The organism is Amycolatopsis lexingtonensis (assembly GCF_014873755.1).
In the GTDB taxonomy this organism is placed as follows: domain Bacteria; phylum Actinomycetota; class Actinomycetes; order Mycobacteriales; family Pseudonocardiaceae; genus Amycolatopsis; species Amycolatopsis lexingtonensis.
On the sequence record NZ_JADBEG010000001.1, the window covers coordinates 6893688 to 6913420 of the forward strand.

A 19733-nucleotide genomic window follows, 5' to 3' on the forward strand; every position below is an offset into this window, starting at 1 on the left:
ACCGCCGGTATCCGGTAACGTTCGTTCGAACGAACGAGAGCGCCCGGGAGGTGCCATGACCGCGATGAGCCTGGACTTCACGGGTCTCGCCGCGCAGGCCGCGCGGCTCGCCACCGGGGACGTCACCTCGGCCGAACTGACCGCGACCGCGCTCGGGCGCGCGCACGCCAGCCAGCCGACGCTCAACGCCTTCCGGCACCTGCGCGACGACGAAGCCCACGCCGAAGCCGCCGAGGCGGACCGGCGCTTGCGGGCCGGCGACCGCGCGCCGCTGCTCGGCGTGCCGATCGCGATCAAGGACGACGTCGACCTCACCGGCCTGCCCACGTCGTTCGGCTGCGCCGGCGAATTCCCGTGCGCCACCACCGACGCGCCCGCCGTCGCACTGCTGCGCGAGGCCGGCGCCGTCATCATCGGCAAGACCAACACCCCCGAGCTGGGCCAGTGGCCGTTCACCGAGGGCCCGGCCTTCGGCGCGACGCGCAACCCGTGGCACCCCGGCCACACCCCAGGGGGTTCTTCAGGCGGGAGCGCGGCCGCGGTGGCGTCGGGGGCCATCGCGGCCGCGCTCGGTTCCGACGGCGCCGGGTCGGTGCGCATCCCGGCCGCGTGGACCGGGCTCGTCGGCATCAAGACCCAGCGCGGCCGGATCCCGACCGACGGCGAGCTGTTCCACGGCCTGACCGTGCTCGGCCCGCTCGCCCGGACCGTCGAGGACGCCGCCCTGCTCCTGGACGCGGCGGCCGGCACCGGCACCACCTTCCGGACCGCCGCGGCCCGCGAACCCGGCCGGCTGCGGATCGGGCTGTCGACGCGGATCCCGTTCACCGCCACCAAGACCCGGCTCGACCCGGTCGTCGAGGCCGCGGTCCGGCGGCTGGCCGAGTCGCTGGCCGGGCTGGGCCACGAGATCGTCGAGGTCGAACCGGACTACGGGCTCATCGGCCTGACGTTCCTCCCCCGCTCGCTCACCGGCGTCCGCGACTGGACGTTGCGGGTGCCCGACCGCGCCGGGCTCGACCCGCGCACCCGCAGCAACGCCGGGCACGGCCGGCTGCTGGCCGGCCCCGCGCTGCGGCTCGCCCGCGCGCTCGAGCCGGGGCTGCACCGCCGGATCGGCTCGGTGTTCGGCCGCGTCGACGTGCTGCTGACGCCGACGACCGCGACCCCGCCGCCGCCGATCGGGACGTTCGACGGGCTGTCCGGCTGGGAGACCGACCAGGCCATGATCGCCGCCTGCCCGTACGCTTGGCCGTGGAACGTGCTGGGCTGGCCGGGGGTCAACGTCCCGGCCGGGCTGACGGACGGCGGACTGCCGCTGGGCGCGCAGCTGCTCGGCCCCTCGCACGCCGAGGAGCGGCTGATCTCGCTCGCCGCGCAACTGGAAGAGGTCGAACGGTGGCCGGAGCGGCATCCCGAGACAAGCTGGTAAGCACCCGGGAAGCCATCCTGCGCGGCGCGCTGACGGTCGTCGGCGAGTACGGGGTCGGCGGGCTGACGAACCGCCGGATCGTGGCCGCCGCCGGCGTCTCGCTCGGCACGCTCACCTACCACTTCCCGAGCCAGACGGCGTTGCTGCGCGAGGCGATGCTGCTGTTCGTCGAGGAAGAGACGGCGAAGCTCGGCGCGATCGTCGACGGCTACCGCGCGGCCGGGCTGAGCGTGGAGCAGGCGGCGTCGGTGGTCGAGCACGTGATCGCGCAGCTGCCGTTCGGCACCGACGAACTCGGCGCGCACGAGCTGTACCTCCAGTCCGCCCGCGATCCCGGCCTGCACGAAGCCTCTTCGCGCTGCTTCGCGGCGTACGACGAACTGGCCGTGACGATCCTGGAGGCACTGGGCGTGCCGGATCCGCGCCGGCTGGCCGGTCCGGTGGTGGCGCTGATCGCCGGGCTCCAGCTGCGCCGCCTGGCGACGGGCGAGACGGACACCCCGGTTGCCGAACCCTTGATGATGCTGCTCCGCGGCGCTTGATGGCTCCCCCGATCGTCCGCGGCACGGCGGCGTGGAAGTACTTCGGCGACTTCCGCGACGCGCTCCTGGCGGGTCAGGTGCTGGTGCTGCAGGTGGCACACCCGGTCGTCGCGGCGGGGGTGCGCGACCACTCGGACTACACGTCGGACCCGTGGACACGGCTGATGCGGACGGGGGCGTCGCTGTCGATTTACGTCTACGGCGGGGTTTCCGGGGCGCGGGTGGAGGCCGCGCGGCTGCGTTCCCTGCATCGGACTTTCGTGGGGTCCCTTTCGGACGGTCGCCGGTACAGCGCGCTGGATCCGCTGGCGTACGCCTGGGTGCACGCGACCCTGGTGATGGTTCCGGTTGACGCGCAACGGTTTTTCGGCCGCCCACTGTCCACTTCGGAGCTTGACGAGTACTACGCGCAGATGTGCGACATCGGCCGGTTGCTGGGGGTGCGGGAGCGCGATCTGCCGCCGGATTGGGCGGCTTTCTCGCGCTACTACGACTCGATGGTGGCGGGGTTCGAGGGGAACTCGGCGATCGATCAGCTCTTCGCGACGATCGAGACGGTGCGCAAGCCGGTCGGGTGGCTGCCGGACCGGTGGTGGCTCCCCCTGCGGCGGGCTCAGGCGCGGGGACAGATGTTCTTGATCCGAGCCACGCTGCCGCCGGTGCTCCGGGAGCGGCTCGGGCTGTCGTGGAGTATTCGCGACCAGCGGCGCTTCGACCGCTTCGCGCGGGTGGTGCGGCTTCTCGCGGCTCCGCTTCCGCCCGGCTTGCGGACGGCGCACATGCGCTGGATCGGGCGGCTCAACGTCTGGTTCCGCGCCCACCCGAAGGCCTACCGCCTCCTGATCCGCGGCACCGGCCCCGGCTCGCGCCCCTGACGCACTTTCACAGGGAAAGTTCCGCGTCGCGCGGCCAGGCCACCCCGCCGCCGGTGACCCGCTCGCCCCACGTCTTGAATGACTCATTCAGGTCTTCGGAGGTCCTGAATGAGTCATTCAAGACGCCGGCGCAACGCTGCGGACCGCACCGACCCGACTTTGCCGGGCCCTGGACCGGAAGCCATGAGGGTGCCCCTCATGGCCACCCGCGCGGCACTTTCATAGGGGAAGTTCCGCTCAGTCCTCGCGGCCACTCACCCGCGCGTAGTGGGCGCGGGCCTTCGCGCGGTTCCCGCACCGGGACATCGAGCACCACTGCCGGTTCCGCCGCGGCGAGGCGTCGCAGAACCGCAGCCCGCAGTCGTCCGCCGCGCACACCCGCACCGAAGCGTCGCCGGCCGCCAAGTCGATCGCGTCCGCCGCCAGCGCCGCGAACGCCGCCGCCACCGGGTCCTTCGGTGCCGGGACCTCCCGTCGCAGCACCCCACCCGCCAGCACCAGGCGTGGCGGCGGCGAAGGCGCCGAAGCCGCCGCGTTGTTCACCAGCTCGATGTCCATCTCCGCCGGCACCCCGGAGGGCAGGAGCACCCGGTCGATCGCCTCCCGCAGCGCCTTCGCGGCCAGCACGTTCCCGGCCGTCACCGGGACCGGCCCGGCCGTGAAACCCGCGAGCGACAGCCACTCCGCCAGTGCGTCGGGCCCCGTCAGCAGCTCCACCCCCGTCGAGTGCCGGCTGCGCAGCGTGTTGACGAGGTCGAGGCACGGCCGTCCGCCGTCGAAGACCCATTCCATGCCGCCGATTCTAACCCTTGAAGACAGTTAGAAGCAGCGCTACCGTCTAACCCCATGAACCGGTTAGAAAACATCAACGGGCTGAAGATGCACTACCTTCACGCCGGCGACGGCCCGCCGCTGTTCCTCCTCCACGGCTGGCCGCAGACGTCGCACTGCTGGCGGAAGGTCATCGAACCGCTCGCCGAGACGCACACCGTCATCGCGCCCGACCTCCGCGGCTACGGCCGCACCGACAAGCCGAGGACCGGCTTCGACAAGCGCACCATGGCCGCCGACGTCGCCGCGCTCGCGACGCACCTCGGCTTCGAGCGGGTCGCCGTCGCCGGGCACGACCGCGGCGGCCGCGTCGCCCACCGCTGGGCGCTGGACCGTCCGGACCAGGTCGAGCGGATCGCCGTCCTGGACATCGCCCCGACCCGCGCGATGTGGCAGCGCCTCGACACCGGCGTTGCCAAGGCCTACTGGCACTGGCTCTTCCACCTCCAGCCCGACCTGCCCGAGCTCCTCGCCGGCCGGGACATCGCCGGCTACCTCGGCTACTTCTTCGAACGCTGGACCCACCAGCGCCACGCGCTCGACGCCGACGCGCAGGCCGAGTACGTCCGCGCCTTCTCCCAGCCCGGCGCGCTCCGGGCCGGCTTCGACGACTACCGCGCCTCCTTCCCGGACGACGCCGAGCTCGACGACGCCGACTTCGCCGCCGGAAAGCGCGTCACCCAGCCACTCCTCGCGCTGTGGGGCGCGAACGGCCTGCTCGGCACCCTGCCCACCCTCGAGATCTGGCGGGAGTACGCCCCTGGCGCCACCGGCACCGCGCTCGCCGACTGCGGCCACTTCCTCCCCGAGGAACAACCCGGCGAAGTGGTCGCCCACCTGCGCCAATTCCTCGACCCCTGAGACCACCGGGGGTACCGGTCCCCCGCACTGGGGACCGGGATTCCCTCGCCGCCGTGACGCCCGCCACCCGCCGCGCTGGCTAGGTTCGGACCACGATGGGGAGCAAATCGAAAGCGGCACTGCTGATGCTGCTGGCCGTACTGGGGATCGCGGCCGGCGGCGGGACCGCGCACGCCGACGGCGCGCCGAGCGGCACCGACGTCCAAGTCGCGCAGACGCTCGGCGCGCGCGAACTCACCGTGATCATCCGCCGGGTCGACACGACACCGTCGCCGCTGCGGGTCGACGTCGTGACGCACCAGGGCACCGCGCCCGGCACGCTGCACCTCGGCGTCGCGGCCGACGGGATCACCGGCGCGCGCACCGACGTCGTCCTCGGCGCCGAACCCGGGGTGTACGCGGGCGATCTCCGCGTCGACAAGCCGGGGCCGTGGGTGCTGTCGCTGAGCGACGGCACCGGCCCGCCCGCGACCATCCCGTTCATCGTGCCGGCCCGCGTCGTGCCGCCCTGGGAGCAGGCGACCTACGGCGGGTTCGTCGCCGCGGGGGCGTTCCTGCTGCTCGCCCTGATCGTCGGCGTCCGGGCGAAACGCACGGCCTACGCGCTCATCCCGGCGGGCGGCGTGGTCGCCGCGATCGCCGTGGCCGTCACCGGCGCGCTGCTGTCGGCGAACACGCCCCCGCCGCCCGCGCCCGGCAGCCAGCTGGACCCGACGTTCGACAACGTCACGAACCCGTACGCCAACGCGCAGTCGTCCACAGTGGACTATTCGCGGCCGCCGGTGAACCTCGCTGTGGAGGCCCTCCGCGACGAGCTGAAGCTGCGGCTCACCGACGGCGCCACCGGCCGCCCGGTGGACGACCTGCTGGTGCACGACAACGCGCTCGTGCACCTGGTGCTCGTCTCGCCGTCCGGTCGGCTGAGCCACCTGCACCCGGTGCGCGTCGGCCCCGGCGACTACCGCGTCCGCGTCGCCGATCCCGAAGCGGGCACGTACGCCGTCGCCGCGGAACTCGCCCGGCGCGGCGGTGGCGTCCAGCTCGTCCGGTCCACTGTGGACATGAAGGGCACCGCCGCCCCCGCGCCCGAACCCCCGGGGCCCGGACCGCGCACGGTCGACGGCACGCCGGTCGAACTCACCGTCAGCCCGGGGACACCGACCACGATCACCGCGCGCTTCCCCGCCCAGGACCTCCAGCCATGGCTGGGCATGCTCGGCCACCTGATCGTCACCGGGCCGTTCACCGGGCCCGCCGGGGAAGGCGCCGCGAAGGCACCGACGTGGGCGCACGTCCACGCGATGATCCCGCCCGTCGCCGGCCAGCTCGACCGCCCCGACGAAACCGTCGCGGCGTACGGCCCGGACGTCAGCTTCACCTACACCTTCGCCGAGCCCGGCCGGTACCGGATCTGGCTGCAGGCCGAGCGCGGCTACCGCGTGCTGACCGTCCCCGCCGTGGTGGACGTCCCGACGACAGGAGCCGGCCGATGAGACGCCCGACCACGCTGATCGTCGCCGTCGCCCTCGTCGCCGCGGGCCTGCTCACGTGGCTGCTCTGGCCGGGCGGTGGCGCGAAACCCACCACGCAGCAAGCGGTTTCCGGGCCCTACACCGTCCAGTTCTCCGCGGACCGGCCGCGCATCGGCGGCAACACGTTCGCGGTGGCGGTGACCGGGCCGGCGCCGGACGCCGTCACGATCGCGCCAGTGATGGCGCAGATGGGGCACGCGCTCGCGCCGGTGCCCGCCGGGCCGGACGGGCCCGGCCGCTTCCGCGCCGCGGACGTCGGGCTGCCGATGGCCGGGCAGTGGGAGATCACCGTCTCGCTGCGGGGGCCGGGCGGGGCCGCGCAAGTCGTCTTTCCGTTGCTCGTCAACTAAAGGAGGGTCGGGGGAAATGGATCTCACCGCATCCGGCGTCCGCACGGCGTCGGTCGCGAAACCGGCGCGAACGGGGTTGCTGCCGGCGAACGTCGTGCTCGGCGGGTCGTTGCTGTCGCTGGTCGGGCTGACCTGGGACATCCAGTGGCACAGCGACGTCGGGCCGGACACGTTCTTCACGCTGCCGCACCTGTTCCTGTACGCGGGCAGCGCGGTCGTCGGCCTGGCAAGCCTCGCCGTCGTGCTGCTGACGACGGCGGCGCGCCGCGCGGGCCGCCCGGTCGACCCGCGGATCGGCGGGCGCGTGGTCAACGTGTTCGGCCGGACGTTCGCCGCGCCGCTCGGCTACCTCGTCTCGGGCGTCGGCGCGGCCACGTTCCTGCTGTACGGCCTGTGGGACCAGTGGTGGCACGGGCTCTACGGCTTCGACGCGGTCATCGACTCACCGCCGCACATCGGGCTGCTGCTGTCGATCACGGTGTCGCTGATCGGCACGACCGCGGTGTTCGCCGCGGCGCGGGAGCACCGCTGGGGCCGGCTCGGCACGCTGGGGTCGCTGACCGTGCTGCTGACGTTCGCGCCGGTGCTGGCGCTCGGGCTGCAGCAGGTGCCGGACGACTACGCCGACGCCGTGTCGATCGGCCAGTCGACGATGGCGGTGCTGCTGGTCGCGGTCGGCGCGGGGTTCTTCCGCCGTCCCGGCGGGGCGGTCGGCACCGCGGCGATGGTCGCGGCCGTGCAGGCGGTCTTCTGGTGGTTCTCGCCGTGGGCGGCGCAGGCGTACGCCGAAATGGTCGGGCTGCCGATGCGGGACGCGATCTCCGGGGTGCCGGAGATGCCGTCGCTGACGCCGATGGCCCTGCTGCCGGTGGCCGCACTGATGGAGCTGGGCTACCTGGCCGGCCGGCGCCGCGGGTGGCGCCCCGGCCGCGTTTCCGTGGCCGTCGGCGGGTTCGCCGGTCTGCTGCTCGGGCTGAGCCTGCCGCTGCAGCGGGTCATGCTCTACACCGGCGCGCACCTGCCGCCGGCCTGGTACTTGACGACGACCGCCGTGCTCAGCGCGGCGCTGGGGCTGCTCGGCGGGTTCGCCGGGTGGCGGTTCGGCGGGATGCTGTGCCTGCTGGCGCCCGCCGAGAAGGGGGAAACCGCTGATGCGTAAGACGTTGCTCGCACTGGCCGCCGTCGCGGGCCTGCTGTTCGCGACCGCGGCGCCGGCGAACGCCTACGAGCCGGTCAACATCGTGCACACCGAGCGGGTGCAGGCCGGGCCGTACGGGCTGACGGTCGGGTTCAGCACCTGGCCGCTGAAGGCCATGCAGTCACTGGACTTCACCTTCGTCCCCGACGGCGGGATCGAAGGGAAGTCCGGCACGCTCACGATGGTCAACCCGGAGGGCGGGCAGAACCGGAAGCAGCCACTGGTCCGGCACCCGCGCAAGCTCGAGGTCTGGGGCCTGGACGTCCGGTCGATGCCGCGCCCGGGCGCGTGGACGTTCCGCTTCACCGTCAACGGTCCCGCCGGAACCGGCACCGGCGAGCTGCGCGCGCTGCCGGTCCTGGAACAGCCGGGGCCGCCGATGGGACTGAGCTGGGCGATCAGCACGCTGCCGCTGATCGGGCTGGTGGCGCTGGTCGTCGTGGCCTGGCGGCGGACCCGGAGCCGGTTGCGGGGCGGGGAGCTTCCGGCAACCGGGTGAGATTTCGCCCACATTCCGCGGTCGCGCGTATCCGGGCCGCCGCGAAGGCCTCCTTCACCGCAGAGGACGGGGAAGGGGGCCTTCGCCATTCGAGCACTCAGGCGGGTGATCATGATCACCCGAGCAGGGGAGGTATCAGGCCGGCAGGTCGAACTGCCCGGCCTTGACGGCGACCAAGAACGCTTCCCACTCGGCGGTGTCGAACACGAAAACGGGGCTGGTCGGGAGCTTGGTGTCCCGGACACCGATCAGGCCCTCGCGGCCCAGGTTGACCTCGACGCAGCTGCCACCGTTGGGCTCGCTCGCGAAGGACTTCTCCCACGCGGCCTCTTCGAACAGGGACACGGCCGTGTTCGGATCGTAATCCGCGAACGACGGATAATCCGCCATGGGTCGTACCTCCGAGGATCGATGGGGGGTGCGGCCGCGACCTGGTCGAAAGCACCCGTTCCCGGCTACTCAGTGTCTCAATGGCCTAGACCGCAGGGCCAAGCGGGTGATCAACTAGCTTCGGCCTCGACATGAAGATTATTCCAGGAGTAGGATTAATCGCATCGGCCGGGGCGTCGGCGTCGGTGAATGACTGCCTGCGCGCGGCGGGCGGTCCCCGAGCGACGCCGAAGCGGCCGAAACCGAAGAACCAAGCCACCGCAGGAACCTCATGGGGGAGGATCAGCGTGATCGTCGAGGACAGCGCGCCACCGGGCGTGCTCGTCGTGGGCAGGCTCGCCAAGGGCACCGCCGGCGAAGCCCGCCGGGTGGTGCACGTCTTCGGCCTGGACGCCGCCGCGACCGACACCGAGCTGATCCGAACCCGATGTGGGGAAGCGCTTTCCCGTCAAGACGTCGAATGGCTGGTCCCCGGGGCCGGCATGCCGTGTGAACCCTGTCTCGGACTGACCGGCGGCGAGCCCGCCCGGGCACCGCGACGAGAGCTGGGGGTGTAGACGATGGCCGTCCGAATGAACTCGCTCTTCCGCCGCGAAGACGAAGAACACCGTGGCCGCCGCGGGATCGGCGACGAACTGCGGAACCGCTTCGGCTTCAGCCTGATCCAGGCACCACTGCGCAAGACCACGACGTGGGCGACCGACCAGGACCTCCCGCTGCGCCGCTACTCCGACGGGGTCCGCACCACCCGGCCGATGGAGACGTCGATCGACCTGACGCCGCTGCTGCGCGGCCGCATCGGCTCCCGCGCCTGACTGCCGCACCACCACCGGAGCCCCGGTTCCCCGAAGGGACCGGGGCTCTCGCGCGTGCGGGCTACGGTTTCCGCAGCAGCAGCCGGGCTTGGCGGAAGGGGCGCTCGTCGCCGGTGTGCTCGCGGTGCATCCGCCCGACCTCGGCGAGGCCCGCCGTCGCACCCAGCGCGGCCAAGGCGTCCACCGGCCAGCGGTACGCCGTGGTGACCTTGTGGTCGAACGTCGTCACCTCGCCGCCGTCGGCCTCGAAGCAGCCGAGCAGCAGGACCCCGCCCGGCGCCAGCGTCCGCGCGAACTCGGCGAAGTAGCCCGGCAGCTCCGCCGGCGGCGTGTGGATCACCGAGTACCACGACAGGATCCCGGCGAGCGAGCCGTCGGCGATGTCCAGCGCCGCCATCGAACCCACGGCGAACCGCAGGTCCGGGTGCGCGGCACGGGCCAGCTCCACCATCGCCGGGGACAGGTCGACGCCGGACGCGTCGAGGCCAAGCGAACGCAGGTGCGCCGTGAGGTGGCCCGGCCCGCAGCCCAGGTCGGCGACCGGGCCGCGGCCGCGCGCGTAGTCCGCGAACGCCGTCCACGCCGCCCGGTCCAGCGGGTCGCCGTCCCAGATCGGGCCGACGAACTCCGCGTACTGGACGGCGACCGCGTCGTAGGGCGTGACCGTCACGGCTTGCGGCCGAGGCCGCAGAGGTGGCCGACGAACGCCGGGTCGTTCGCGAGCTTCTTGGTGGCCTTGGACTCGATCTCCTCCGGGTGCCACTCCGGCAGGTAGACGATGCCCGGCTCGACCAGTTCGAGGCCGTCGAAGAACGACGTGAACTCTTCGCGCGTCCGCAGGTGCAGCGGCGTGCTGGACCGGTTGTACTGCTTCATGATCGACTCGCGGCTGTCGGAGTCGGCCATCTGCTCGAGACCGTCGCTCGTCAGGTGCGAGGACAGGAAGTACGAGCCGGACGGCAGCAGCGACTGGTACTTCCGGATGGTCTGGGCCACCGGCTCGTCCGGGCCGAGGAAGTACAGGACGCCGACGATGATCAGGCCGATCGGGCGGTTCGGGTCGAGGACGCCGGTGTCGAGCGCGCGCTTCCAGATGTCGGCCGGGTCGCGCAGGTCGCCCTGCAGCACCGCGTGCCGGTCCGCCACGCCCTCCTTCTCCAGCAGGACCTGGGAGTGGGCCACCGCGACCGGCTCGTTGTCGACGTACACGCAGCGCGCGTTCGGGTTGACCTCCGCCGCGACCTCGTGGACGTTGCCGACCGTCGGGACGCCGGAGCCGAGGTCGAGGAACTGGTCGATGCCGTTGCGCGCCAGGTACCGGACGCCGCGGCCGAGGAAGTCGCGGCCGGCGCGGGCGACGGTCTTGATCATCGGGAACGTCTTGACGGCCTGCTCGCCGAACTGCCGGTCGATGGCCCAGTTGGCGGTGCCGCCGAGGAACCAGTCGTAGATGCGGGCCGCGTTCGGCCGCTCGAGGTCGACGCCTTCGGGGGCCTCGGGATCCTGCGTCGTCATGCGAACCGTCCTTCACGCTTGCGGCCGACACCGCCGACCACGCTCGCGAGGGGGACCGTGGCGGCGCCGGGCTCGGGGCGCCACTCTCCCACAGGCACGATCCCGGGCTCGACGACGTCGAAGTTACCGAAGAACGCGGCGATCTCGTCGAGCGACCGGGAAACCGCCGGCGAGCTCGACTTCTCGGACAGCTTCACGAGCCGCCGGATCTGCGCCAGCTCCTCGCCTTCGACCCCGGACTCGGTCGCGTGCGAAAGCACGTACGCCGACCCGGGCGCCAGCAGCCTCCGGTAGTCGCGGATGGCTTCGCGGACCCCGGTGACGTCCGGCAGGAAGTGCAGCACCGCCACGCTCAGCAGGCACATCGGCCGGTCCGGGTCGAGCACGCCGGTCGCCAGCGCGGCTTCCCACACCTCCCGGGCGTCGCGCAGGTCGGCGTGCAGCACGGCGTGGCGGCCGGGGTCGCCGGTCTCCTCCAGCAGGATCCGCCCGTGCGCCACGGCGACGGGCTCGTTGTCGACGTAGACGCACCGGCTGTCGTCGGCGTGGTCGTCGGCCACCTCGTGCACGTTGCCCGCCGTGGGGATGCCGGAGCCGAGGTCGAGGAACTGCGTGATGCCTTCGGCGAGGCAGTAGCGGACGGCGCGGCCGAGGAAGTCGCGGTTGCTCCGCGCGAGGGCTTTGGCCAGCGGGAACGCCTGCACCGCCTGCTCGCCGTACTGCCGGTCGATCGCCCAGTTCGCGGTGCCGCCGAGCGCCCAGTCGTAGATCCTCGCCACGTTCGGCCGGTCGAGGTCGACGGCGTCGGGGAGGAAGTCGGGGTCCACGGTGTCCACTTCCGGCGGATTCCAGCGCAACAGAAGGACTCTACCGAAAGTTGTTCACCGGACGGGATAGCTGAGGCGTCCGTTCGCCCTATTGGATCTGCTGCATCTGGGCGCGGTAACCCTCCGCGAGCTCCTTGAGGAACTGCCGGGTCTCCTGCCGCTCCAGCGCGGCGCCGCGCAGCCGGTCCCACGAGTCGACGAAGATGTTGAAGTCCTTGACGTCGTCGAGGTACAGACCACCGGCCGAGTGCTCGATGTAGACGAAGTCCCGGGTGCGGTCCGGGAAGCGCATGATCGTGAAGTCGTTGGGCACCGCGGCCAGCCGCGCGCCGAACGGCAGCACGTGCACGTAGACCCGCGGGTGCTTCTCGAGCGAGAGCAGGTGCTCGACCTGGTCCAGCATCACGGCGGGCGCGTACCCGCCGGGCGCCCGGCGCAGCGCGCCTTCGCTGATGATGAACCGGTAGTACGGCGGCTGCTGCTGTTCGAACACGGCCTTGCGGTCGAGGCGGTTGCGCACCAGCGACGTGACGTCGGTGGCGCCGGCCTCGGTGAACTGCTTGAGCATGTAGTGCTCGGACTGCAGCGGACCGGGGATGCGCTCGCCGTGCCAGGTGAGGATCTCCGCGGCCGCGGGTTCCAGGTCGGTGAAGGTGCGGAACCAGTGCGGCACCACCGAGCGGTAGCCGGACCAGTGGCCGCGCTGCCCGGCGGCGGCCCGGGCCAGGTTCATCAGCGTGTCGGCTTCTTCGCCGTTGATCCCGAACGCGTTCAGCATGGATCGCACATCCCCGAGCTTCACCCCGACGGCACCGGACTCGATCTTGTTGACCTTGCCCTGGGTGCAGCCGAGGACCTCGGCGACCTGCTGCTGTGTCATCCGCGCCGCGGTGCGGGCATGCCGGAGCTCGTTCCCGAGCTGCTTCCGGCGCGAGGTGACGGTGCTGGCCATCGCCCTGCTCTCCCGGACCACTACCAAGCGACGGCGGCCTCCCGGTCGCCGTCGCACGCGAACTATCGAACCCACCCAGGCTAGTGCTTCACCTTGCGGATCTCGATGATGACATCGCGCAGCGTTCCAGGAAACGCCGTGGAATGCCAGTCACCTGCGCTATCACTCGCCTGGACCAGTGAAATTCCTAATTATTCGGCCAACCGGCGGAGCCCCGGCTCGGGCATAGTGAGCGCCGTGACCGATCGTTCGCCCTCCGCCGCCGCCGTCACCCGCCTGGCCGACGACGTCCACGGCTACGTCCAGCCGGACGGCTCCTGGTACATCAACAACTGCGGGTTCGTCGACGCCGGCGACCACACCGTCCTCATCGACACCTGCTCGACCGAGCGCCGCACGCGCGCGCTGCTCGACGCCGTCGGCGCCACCACCGGCAGCCCGGTGACGACGCTGGTCAACACCCACCACCACGGCGACCACACCAACGGCAACTACCTCGTGGAGACCGCGACCGTGGTCGGCCACCGCAAGACCCGCGAGCTGCTGGTCGCCGAGGGCATCCAGACGTACGACGGCGTCTTCGTCGGCAACGACTGGGGCGAGCTGCGCTCGCGGCCGCCGGAGGTCGTGTTCGACGACCGGCTGACCGTGCACGCCGGTGACACGACCCTCGAGCTGATCCACCCGGGCCACGCCGCCCACACCACCAACGACGTCCTGGTCTGGCTGCCGGATCAGCGCGTGCTCTACGCCGGTGACCTGGTGTTCAACGGCGGCAGCCCGTTCGCGCTGATGGGTTCGGTGGCCGGCTGGCGCAAGGCGCTGGACGTGGTCCGAGACCTCGAGCCGCACGTGATCCTGCCTGGTCACGGCGGGCCGTGCGGGCTGGATGTCGTGGACAAAGTGGACGCGTACCTGGAGTTCGTCCAGCGGACGGCCGAGCGCGGGAAGGCCGCCGGGCTGTCCCCGCTGGAAGTGGCGAAGGACACCGACCTGGGTGATTTCGCGGCGCTGAGCGAGCAGGAGCGGCTGCCGGGCAACCTGCACCGGGCGTACGCCGAGCTGGAGGGCGCCGAATGGGGTGCTCAGATCGATCTCGCGGCCGCGGTCATGGACATGGTGGCGATCAACCGGGGCCCGATCCGCTGCTTCTCCTGAACTGCGTGAGCCGCGGCGCCGTACCTCCCATGAGGCGTCGATCGGACTAGGGTCTGAATCGAGAGAGTCTTCGAGAGGATTCGGATGAGCAAGAAGGCGAGCATCGGGGTCACCGGCCTGGCGGTCATGGGCCGCAACCTGGCCCGCAACCTGGCCCGGCACGGGCACACGGTGGCCCTGCACAACCGGTCCGAGGAGCGGACCCGCGCACTGGTGGAGCAGTTCGGCGACGAGGGCGACTTCATCCCGGCGTACTCCGCCCAGCAGTTCGTCGACGCGCTGGAGCGGCCCCGCCAGGTCGTGATCATGGTCAAGGCGGGCGCCCCGACGGACGCCGTCATCGAGGAGTTCGCGCCGCTGCTCGAAGAGGGCGACGTGATCATCGACGCCGGCAACGCGCACTTCGCCGACACGCGCCGCCGCGAGAAGGCGCTGCGCGAGCGCGGGCTGCACTTCGTCGGCAGCGGCGTCTCCGGTGGCGAGGAAGGCGCGCTGCACGGGCCGAGCATCATGCCCGGCGGCTCGAAGGAGTCGTACGAGTCGCTCGGCCCGCTGTTCGAGGACATCTCGGCCAAGGTCGACGGCCAGCCGTGCTGCACGCACATCGGTGCGGACGGCGCCGGCCACTTCGTGAAGATGGTGCACAACGGCATCGAGTACGCCGACATGCAGCTGATCGCGGAGTCGTTCGACCTGCTGCGCCACGCGGGTGGCTACTCCCCCGCCGAGATCGCCGACGTCTTCCGCACGTGGAACACCGGGCGGCTCGACTCGTACCTGATCGAGATCACCGCCGAGGTGCTGGCGCACGTCGACAAGACGTCCGGCAAGCCGTTCGTCGACATCGTCGAGGACGCCGCCGAGCAGAAGGGCACCGGCCGCTGGACGGTCCAGATCGGCCTCGACCTCGGGGTCCCGATCTCGGGCATCGCCGAAGCCGTCTTCGCGCGTTCGCTGTCCGGGTCGAAGCCGCTGCGCGCGGCCGCCCGCGGGCTCGGCGGCCCGTCGGCGTCGCCGCTGACCGGTTCTTCGCTGGAGCGCTTCGCCGACGACGTCGAGCAGGCGCTGTACGCGTCGAAGGTGGTCGCGTACGCCCAGGGCTTCAACCAGATCCAGGCCGGCGCGACCGAGTACGGCTGGGACATCGACCTCGGCAAGGTCGCCTCGATCTGGCGCGGCGGCTGCATCATCCGCGCGAAGTTCCTGAACGACATCACCTCGGCCTACGCCGAAGAGCCCGCGCTGCCGACGCTGCTCACCTCGGGCGGCTTCCGCAAGGCGGTCGAGGACGCGCAGGACTCGTGGCGTTCGGTGATCTCGACGGCGGTCCGGCTCGGCATCCCGACGCCGGGCTTCTCGACCGCGCTGGCGTACTACGACGGCCTCCGCGCCGACCGCCTCCCGGCGGCGCTCGTCCAGGGCCAGCGGGACTTCTTCGGCGCCCACACCTACCGCCGCGTGGACCGCGAAGGCTCGTTCCACACGGCTTGGGCCGCCGACGGCCGCCCGGAGTCCGACGCCTGACGAAGTCCGTGAAGGCCTCCTTACCGGCTTTTTTGCCCGGCAAGGAGGCCTTCACGGCTTTCCGGGTGAGCCCCCTCGACCCACCCGGGGTCTCACTGCCCGCGGGCGGCGAGGATCTCCGCCAGCACCTCCAGGATCTTCGCTTCGGCCTTGTCTTTCTTGACGCCGAGGCCGTCGAGCACCTCGAACCCGGCGCCCTCCCGCTGTTCCAGCAGCGCCAGGAGCATGTGCTCGGTGCCGATGTAGTTGTGGCCCAGCCGCAGGCCCTCGCGCATGGTCAGTTCGAGGGCCTTCTTGGCGCCGCCCGAGAACGGCACCGGGTTCGGCACGGGCTCGACCCGCTCGGGCAGCCGCGCTTCGGCGGCTTCGCGGACGGCGTCGAGCTGGACGCCCTGGGCGAGGATCGCGCCCGCCGCGAGTGCCGCGGGTTCGGCGAGCAGGCCCAGCACGATGTGCACGGTGTCGATCTCGGGACTGCCGTTGTCCACGGCCGACTTCTGGGCCTCGACGATCACGTGCCGCGCCCGGTCGGTGTAGCGGCCGTAGACGCGTTCGATCGCGCCGGAGGGGTCGCCGCCGGGGTCCACCTTCGGCACGAACCGCTTCTGGGCGGCCTGCTTGGTGACGCCCATGCTCTTGCCGATCTCGGTCCACGACGCCCCGGAGCGCCGGGCCTGGTCGACGAAGTGGCCGATCAGGTGGTCGGCCACCTCGCCGAGGTGTTCGCCCACGTAGACGGCGTCGGACAGCTGGGCGAGGGCGTCCTTGTCGTTGTTGCTCTTGATCGCGCTGATGAGGTCGTCGAGTTTGACGTTGGCAGGAAGGTCCATGCCGTCAACTGTAGGTTGACGATCTTCTGTCGTCAACCGCGAGTTGACGCCGCCTTCAGATGCTCCTTGAGGTTGAACTCGCTCACCTCGAGGTCCGCGTACCGCGGGTGCGGATCGGCGGTGAAGAGCCGCCGCGCGGCGATGTGGTCGGCCGGCCGGTTCACCGACTCCACCGCGATCAGGACGTCGTCGCGGAAGGACAGCACCGAGAACTTGCCCGCGTCGCGGTCGCCGGCGACCACCGTGCGATCGGCGCCGGACAGGATGCCCGCGATCTGCAGCTTCGCGCCCGACTGGTCGGTCCAGAACCACGGCAGGCTCGCGTACGGCTCGGGGGTGCCGGTGATCGCCGCGGCCACGCTGCGGGCCTGGTCGACGGCGTTCTGCACGGACTCCAGCCGGGTCGCCGCGCCGGCCTGCACGCACGGGAAGTTCGCGCAGTCGCCGATGGCGAAGATCTTCTCGTCCGACGTCCGCAGGTGCGCGTCGACGACCACGCCGTTGTCCACCGGCAGCCCGGCCTCGGCGGCGAGCGTCGTCTCCGGCACCACACCGACGGCGACGACGACCAGGTCGGCGGGCAGCCGGGTGCCGTCGGACAGCTCGACCTCGCGCACCCGCTCGTCCCCGTGCAGCGCGGAAACGCCTTGGCCGAGCAACACCGTGTGCCCGGCTTCGCGGTGCAGCTCGGCGAAGTAGGCGGAGATCTCCGGCGTCGCGACCCGGTTGAGCAGCCGGTCCTGCGCCTCGACGACCGTCACCGGACGGCCGGCGTGCGAGGCGAACTCGAGCCCGATGAAGCCGCCGCCGACCACGACGACGTTTTCCGCGTGCGCCAGCGATTCGCGGAGGCGGTCGGCGTCATCGCGGGTACGCAGGGTCAGCACGCCCGGCAGGTCCGCGCCGGGCACGGGCAGCGTCCGGTTGCGCGCGCCGGTGGCCATCACCAGGTGGTCGTAGCCCAGCTCGCGGCCGTCTTCGAGCCGTACCAGCGAAGCCTCGCGGTCGATCGCGGCGACCCGCCCGGCGACCAGTTCGATGTCCTTCTCCGCGAAGAAGTCCTCACCGCGCAGGTGCAGCTGTTCGAGCCCGGCGGTCCCGGCCAGGTAGGCCTTCGACAGCGGCGGCCGCTGGTACGGCACGCCCGGCTCGTCCCCGACGAGCACGACCCGGCCGTCGAAGCCCCGGTCCCGCAGCGACGCGACGGCCTGGAACCCGCTTTGCCCGGCCCCCACGACGAGAACCGTGTTCTGTGCACCCATGCCCGCCATCCGATCACAAGAGGCTCAAGCCGTCGAGGAGCCGCCGCTCGACCGCAGCGCGCGCGGCGCCCCGAGCACCCGCGAGATGCCCCGCGCCGCGGCCCGCACGGCCGGGACCAGCGTCCGCGGGTCCGTCCCCTCCGCCGGGACGACGATGGAGATCGCCGCCACCACCTCGTCGGTGGCGTCGTATACCGGGGCCGCCACGGACAACGAGATCAGCTCGATCTGGCCGTCGCTGATCGCGTAGCCGTCGCGGCGGACGTCGGCGAACACGCGCCGCAGCTGCGCGGGCGAACCGATCGTCTTGGGCGTGAACGTCTTGAGCGGCCGGGACAGGACCTCTTCCTGCGCCTCCGCGGGCGCGTGCGCGAGCAGCACCTGCCCGACGCCGGTGGCGTGCGCGGGCAGGCGGCCGCCCACCCGCGTCAGGACGTTGACCGCGCCGCGGCCGGAGATCCGCTCGACGTAGACGACTTCGGCGCCGTCGAGCACGGCGAGCTGCACGTTCTGGTGGGTGGCCTCGTAGAGGTCCTCCAGGAACGGCATCGCGCTTTCCCGCAGCTCGGCGCCGTGCGGTGCCAGCGACGCGACTTCCCACAGCCAGAGCCCGACGCGGTACACGCCCGCTTCGTCGCGGACGAGCGCCCCGCGCCGGGTCAGCTCGCCGGCCAGCCGGTGCGTGGTCGACAGCGGCAGCCCGACGCGACGGCTGAGCTCGGACAGCGTGAGCCGCGGCCGCTCGGCCGTGAACGCGCCCAGCAGGTCGAGAACGCGGTCCACGACCGACGTCGGCCGCCGCGCGCCGTGCCGCACCGGATCAGTCTTCGTCGTCGCCCGGCAGCAGCGGGCGCATGAACGTCCGCCGGTACCGGAGCACGCAGCCGCTTTCCTCGCGGATCTTGTCGGCCTCGATGAAGTCCGGGTCGGCGCCGAACAGCGTCCGGTAGCGCTCGTACGCGGCGAGGCTCTCGAAGCTGAACAGCGCCCGGGCTTCGTCGCTCGCCCCTTCCGACGGCAGGAAGTAGCCGTGGTGGACGCCGCCTTCCCGCTGCACCAGCCGCATCCACGCGGCGGCGAAGCGTTCGAAGTCGGCGAGCTTCGCGGGGTCGATGACGTAGTCGACGACGCAGGTGATCACCGGCCGCCCCAAACGCGGTCGGCCGTGGCCACGATCAGCTCCAGCTTCCGCAGCTGGTCGTCCGCGGTCAGGTCGTTGCCCTCCTCGGTCGAGGAGAACCCGCACTGCGGCGACAGGCACAGCTGGTCGATGTCGACGTACTGGGACGCCTCCTCGATCCGCCGCACGAGGACGTCGGCGTCCTCCAGCTCCGGCCGCTTGGTCGTGACCAGGCCGAGGACGACCTTCTTGTTCTTCGGGACGAACCGCAGCGGTTCGAAGCCGCCCGAGCGTTCGTCGTCGAACTCCAGGAAGAACCCGTCGACGGCGAGGTCGCCGAAGAGCGCTTCCGCGACGAACTCGTAGCTGCCGGACGCGACCCACGAGGACCGGAAGTTGCCGCGGCACAGGTGGGTCGTCACGGTGAGGTCCTCGGGCCGGTCGGCCAGCGCCGCGTTCATCGTCGCGATGTTGCGCAGGTGCTGGGTGTCCGGGTCGCCGCCCATCCGCGCGACGAGCTCCCGCTGCGCCGGGTCGTTGAGGTAGGCGAGGCTGGTGTCGTCGAGCTGGAGGTACCGGCAGCCGAGGCCGTGCACCGCGGAGACCTGCGCCGCATACGCGGAGCTCAGGTCCGCGAAGAACTCTTCGAGGTCCGGGTAAACGCTCTCACTGACCGCCGCCCGGCCGCCGCGGTAGTAGACCATGCTCGGCGACGGGATGGTCAGCTTCGGCGTCACCCCGGCGTCCACATGGGACTTGAGGAACTCGAAGTGCGCGGCGAAGATCGGCTCGTCGAGCCGGACCTTCCCGTCGACCTGCAGGCCCGGCGGGCTGAACTCGAGGTCCCCGGCCAGGTTGTGGAACTTGACGTGCAGCCGCTCGTCGCTCTTCGAGACGCCGCCGAGGGCGTAGATGAAGTCCATGTGCCACGAGGCACGCCGGAATTCGCCGTCGGTGGCCGAACTCAGCCCGGCCGCCTTCTGCATCTTGATCACGTCGCGGATCGCGTCGTCTTCGACCGCGCGGAGCTGCTCCGCGCCGATCTCACCGGATTCGTGCCGCCGCCGCGCGTCACGCAAGACCGGGGGCCGCAGCAGGCTCCCGACGTGATCGGCGCGAAACGGCGGGCCCACCTGGGGAATGCCGCCCGAAGTCATGCACCGATGGTCACACATCCGGGACCGTTCCGCCGCCCCCGGAAACAAGATCATGACTCGCGA

Annotated in this window: 23 protein-coding genes; 12 read left to right on the forward strand and 11 right to left on the reverse strand. The window is 71.7% G+C overall.

Annotated features, from left to right (window positions below):
* Nucleotides 1-55 precede the first annotated feature (55 nt).
* From H4696_RS31490 to H4696_RS31500, 3 genes are read left to right on the forward strand one after another with little or no spacing between them, the layout of a single operon-like run.
* Nucleotides 56-1432 (forward strand): amidase, encoded by a 1377-nt coding sequence (locus H4696_RS31490; RefSeq protein WP_086861356.1) that lies wholly within the window; start codon nt 56-58, stop codon nt 1430-1432.
* Complete coding sequence (locus H4696_RS31495; protein ID WP_086861354.1) at nt 1399-1974, forward strand: TetR/AcrR family transcriptional regulator; 576 nt, start codon at nt 1399-1401, stop codon at nt 1972-1974. The genes H4696_RS31490 and H4696_RS31495 overlap by 34 nt, the downstream gene beginning before the upstream one ends.
* Nucleotides 1974-2849, forward strand: a complete 876-nt coding sequence (locus H4696_RS31500; RefSeq protein ID WP_086861352.1) for an oxygenase MpaB family protein — start codon at nt 1974-1976, stop codon at nt 2847-2849. Before H4696_RS31495 ends, H4696_RS31500 begins: the two co-directional genes overlap by 1 nt.
* A 237-nt stretch (nt 2850-3086) precedes the next feature.
* Here the strand turns inward: H4696_RS31500 and H4696_RS31505 are convergent, their stop codons facing one another.
* Nucleotides 3087-3641 carry a CGNR zinc finger domain-containing protein gene (locus tag H4696_RS31505; protein WP_192782640.1) on the reverse strand — a complete coding sequence of 185 codons (555 nt, stop codon included), beginning with the start codon at nt 3639-3641 and terminating at the stop codon, nt 3087-3089.
* Between the two features lie 54 nt (nt 3642-3695).
* Between H4696_RS31505 and H4696_RS31510 the strand changes: the two genes are divergently transcribed.
* From H4696_RS31510 to H4696_RS31530, 5 genes are all read left to right on the forward strand, one after another.
* Nucleotides 3696-4541 carry an alpha/beta fold hydrolase gene (locus H4696_RS31510; protein ID WP_086864156.1) on the forward strand — a complete coding sequence of 282 codons (846 nt, stop codon included), beginning with the start codon at nt 3696-3698 and terminating at the stop codon, nt 4539-4541.
* A 95-nt stretch (nt 4542-4636) separates the two neighbouring features.
* A complete protein-coding gene (locus H4696_RS31515; protein ID WP_169735153.1) occupies nt 4637-6034 on the forward strand; it encodes a hypothetical protein in 1398 nt (465 codons plus the stop codon).
* On the forward strand, nt 6031-6423 hold the full coding sequence (locus H4696_RS31520; protein WP_086864158.1) for a FixH family protein: 393 nt from the start codon (nt 6031-6033) through the stop codon (nt 6421-6423). Before H4696_RS31515 ends, H4696_RS31520 begins: the two co-directional genes overlap by 4 nt.
* A gap of 16 nt (nt 6424-6439) precedes the next feature.
* Nucleotides 6440-7582 carry a hypothetical protein gene (locus H4696_RS31525; RefSeq protein ID WP_086864159.1) on the forward strand — a complete coding sequence of 381 codons (1143 nt, stop codon included), beginning with the start codon at nt 6440-6442 and terminating at the stop codon, nt 7580-7582.
* Complete coding sequence (locus tag H4696_RS31530; protein ID WP_086864160.1) at nt 7575-8120, forward strand: hypothetical protein; 546 nt, start codon at nt 7575-7577, stop codon at nt 8118-8120. The genes H4696_RS31525 and H4696_RS31530 overlap by 8 nt, the downstream gene beginning before the upstream one ends.
* Nucleotides 8121-8255: 135 nt before the next feature.
* Here the strand turns inward: H4696_RS31530 and H4696_RS31535 are convergent, their stop codons facing one another.
* The gene (locus H4696_RS31535; RefSeq protein ID WP_086860869.1) at nt 8256-8510 is read right to left on the reverse strand and encodes a DUF397 domain-containing protein; all 255 of its coding nucleotides are present in this window, start codon (nt 8508-8510) and stop codon (nt 8256-8258) included.
* Between the two features lie 287 nt (nt 8511-8797).
* On the opposite strand from H4696_RS31535, the gene H4696_RS31540 reads away from it, so the two are divergent.
* Both H4696_RS31540 and H4696_RS31545 read left to right on the forward strand, forming a co-directional pair.
* Entirely contained in the window at nt 8798-9067 is a 270-nt protein-coding gene (locus H4696_RS31540; RefSeq protein WP_143265112.1) for a hypothetical protein, read from the forward strand.
* A 3-nt stretch (nt 9068-9070) separates the two neighbouring features.
* Nucleotides 9071-9325, forward strand: a complete 255-nt coding sequence (locus H4696_RS31545; protein WP_086860871.1) for a hypothetical protein — start codon at nt 9071-9073, stop codon at nt 9323-9325.
* 61 nt (nt 9326-9386) lie between these two features.
* On the opposite strand, the gene H4696_RS31550 is transcribed toward H4696_RS31545, so the two are convergent.
* From H4696_RS31550 to H4696_RS31565, 4 genes are all read right to left on the reverse strand, one after another.
* Nucleotides 9387-9995, reverse strand: a complete 609-nt coding sequence (locus H4696_RS31550) for a class I SAM-dependent methyltransferase (protein ID WP_086860873.1) — start codon at nt 9993-9995, stop codon at nt 9387-9389.
* On the reverse strand, nt 9992-10840 hold the full coding sequence (locus H4696_RS31555; protein ID WP_086860875.1) for an SAM-dependent methyltransferase: 849 nt from the start codon (nt 10838-10840) through the stop codon (nt 9992-9994). The genes H4696_RS31550 and H4696_RS31555 overlap by 4 nt, the downstream gene beginning before the upstream one ends.
* Complete coding sequence (locus tag H4696_RS31560; RefSeq protein ID WP_086860908.1) at nt 10837-11667, reverse strand: SAM-dependent methyltransferase; 831 nt, start codon at nt 11665-11667, stop codon at nt 10837-10839. Before H4696_RS31560 ends, H4696_RS31555 begins: the two co-directional genes overlap by 4 nt.
* Before the next feature lie 88 nt (nt 11668-11755).
* Entirely contained in the window at nt 11756-12619 is an 864-nt protein-coding gene (locus H4696_RS31565; RefSeq protein ID WP_086860877.1) for a helix-turn-helix domain-containing protein, read from the reverse strand.
* Nucleotides 12620-12856: 237 nt separating this feature from the next.
* Between H4696_RS31565 and H4696_RS31570 the strand changes: the two genes are divergently transcribed.
* A complete protein-coding gene (locus H4696_RS31570; RefSeq protein ID WP_086860909.1) occupies nt 12857-13777 on the forward strand; it encodes an MBL fold metallo-hydrolase in 921 nt (306 codons plus the stop codon).
* Between the two features lie 84 nt (nt 13778-13861).
* Nucleotides 13862-15301 carry an NADP-dependent phosphogluconate dehydrogenase gene (gndA, locus tag H4696_RS31575; protein WP_086860878.1) on the forward strand — a complete coding sequence of 480 codons (1440 nt, stop codon included), beginning with the start codon at nt 13862-13864 and terminating at the stop codon, nt 15299-15301.
* A 92-nt stretch (nt 15302-15393) separates the two neighbouring features.
* On the opposite strand, the gene H4696_RS31580 is transcribed toward gndA, so the two are convergent.
* The 5 genes from H4696_RS31580 to H4696_RS31600 are packed head-to-tail and all read right to left on the reverse strand — an operon-like array spanning nt 15394 to nt 19670.
* The gene (locus H4696_RS31580) at nt 15394-16131 is read right to left on the reverse strand and encodes a Clp protease N-terminal domain-containing protein (RefSeq protein ID WP_086860880.1); all 738 of its coding nucleotides are present in this window, start codon (nt 16129-16131) and stop codon (nt 15394-15396) included.
* A 32-nt stretch (nt 16132-16163) separates the two neighbouring features.
* Nucleotides 16164-17393, reverse strand: a complete 1230-nt coding sequence (locus tag H4696_RS31585) for an NAD(P)/FAD-dependent oxidoreductase (protein WP_086860913.1) — start codon at nt 17391-17393, stop codon at nt 16164-16166.
* 24 nt (nt 17394-17417) lie between these two features.
* Nucleotides 17418-18209 carry an IclR family transcriptional regulator gene (locus H4696_RS31590; protein WP_086860882.1) on the reverse strand — a complete coding sequence of 264 codons (792 nt, stop codon included), beginning with the start codon at nt 18207-18209 and terminating at the stop codon, nt 17418-17420.
* A gap of 4 nt (nt 18210-18213) precedes the next feature.
* Nucleotides 18214-18534, reverse strand: a complete 321-nt coding sequence (locus H4696_RS31595) for an NIPSNAP family protein (RefSeq protein ID WP_086860917.1) — start codon at nt 18532-18534, stop codon at nt 18214-18216.
* Nucleotides 18531-19670, reverse strand: a complete 1140-nt coding sequence (locus H4696_RS31600; RefSeq protein WP_169735002.1) for a 5-methyltetrahydropteroyltriglutamate--homocysteine S-methyltransferase — start codon at nt 19668-19670, stop codon at nt 18531-18533. The genes H4696_RS31595 and H4696_RS31600 overlap by 4 nt, the downstream gene beginning before the upstream one ends.
* Between the last annotated feature and the right edge of the window lie 63 nt (nt 19671-19733).

What these genes read in the sequence shown, in the direction of transcription:
- H4696_RS31535 (WP_086860869.1), bottom strand. Translation starts at nt 8,510, where the DNA reads ATGGCGGATTATCCGTCGTTCGCGGATTACGATCCGAACACGGCCGTG.
- H4696_RS31505 (WP_192782640.1), bottom strand. Translation starts at nt 3,641, where the DNA reads ATGGAATGGGTCTTCGACGGCGGACGGCCGTGCCTCGACCTCGTCAAC.
- gndA (WP_086860878.1), top strand. Translation starts at nt 13,862, where the DNA reads ATGAGCAAGAAGGCGAGCATCGGGGTCACCGGCCTGGCGGTCATGGGC.
- H4696_RS31520 (WP_086864158.1), top strand. Translation starts at nt 6,031, where the DNA reads ATGAGACGCCCGACCACGCTGATCGTCGCCGTCGCCCTCGTCGCCGCG.
- H4696_RS31490 (WP_086861356.1), top strand. Translation starts at nt 56, where the DNA reads ATGACCGCGATGAGCCTGGACTTCACGGGTCTCGCCGCGCAGGCCGCG.
- H4696_RS31525 (WP_086864159.1), top strand. Translation starts at nt 6,440, where the DNA reads ATGGATCTCACCGCATCCGGCGTCCGCACGGCGTCGGTCGCGAAACCG.
- H4696_RS31585 (WP_086860913.1), bottom strand. Translation starts at nt 17,393, where the DNA reads ATGGGTGCACAGAACACGGTTCTCGTCGTGGGGGCCGGGCAAAGCGGG.
- H4696_RS31580 (WP_086860880.1), bottom strand. Translation starts at nt 16,131, where the DNA reads ATGGACCTTCCTGCCAACGTCAAACTCGACGACCTCATCAGCGCGATC.
- H4696_RS31555 (WP_086860875.1), bottom strand. Translation starts at nt 10,840, where the DNA reads ATGACGACGCAGGATCCCGAGGCCCCCGAAGGCGTCGACCTCGAGCGG.
- H4696_RS31515 (WP_169735153.1), top strand. Translation starts at nt 4,637, where the DNA reads ATGGGGAGCAAATCGAAAGCGGCACTGCTGATGCTGCTGGCCGTACTG.
- H4696_RS31510 (WP_086864156.1), top strand. Translation starts at nt 3,696, where the DNA reads ATGAACCGGTTAGAAAACATCAACGGGCTGAAGATGCACTACCTTCAC.
- H4696_RS31600 (WP_169735002.1), bottom strand. Translation starts at nt 19,670, where the DNA reads ATGACTTCGGGCGGCATTCCCCAGGTGGGCCCGCCGTTTCGCGCCGAT.
- H4696_RS31545 (WP_086860871.1), top strand. Translation starts at nt 9,071, where the DNA reads ATGGCCGTCCGAATGAACTCGCTCTTCCGCCGCGAAGACGAAGAACAC.
- H4696_RS31500 (WP_086861352.1), top strand. Translation starts at nt 1,974, where the DNA reads ATGGCTCCCCCGATCGTCCGCGGCACGGCGGCGTGGAAGTACTTCGGC.
- H4696_RS31565 (WP_086860877.1), bottom strand. Translation starts at nt 12,619, where the DNA reads ATGGCCAGCACCGTCACCTCGCGCCGGAAGCAGCTCGGGAACGAGCTC.
- H4696_RS31530 (WP_086864160.1), top strand. Translation starts at nt 7,575, where the DNA reads ATGCGTAAGACGTTGCTCGCACTGGCCGCCGTCGCGGGCCTGCTGTTC.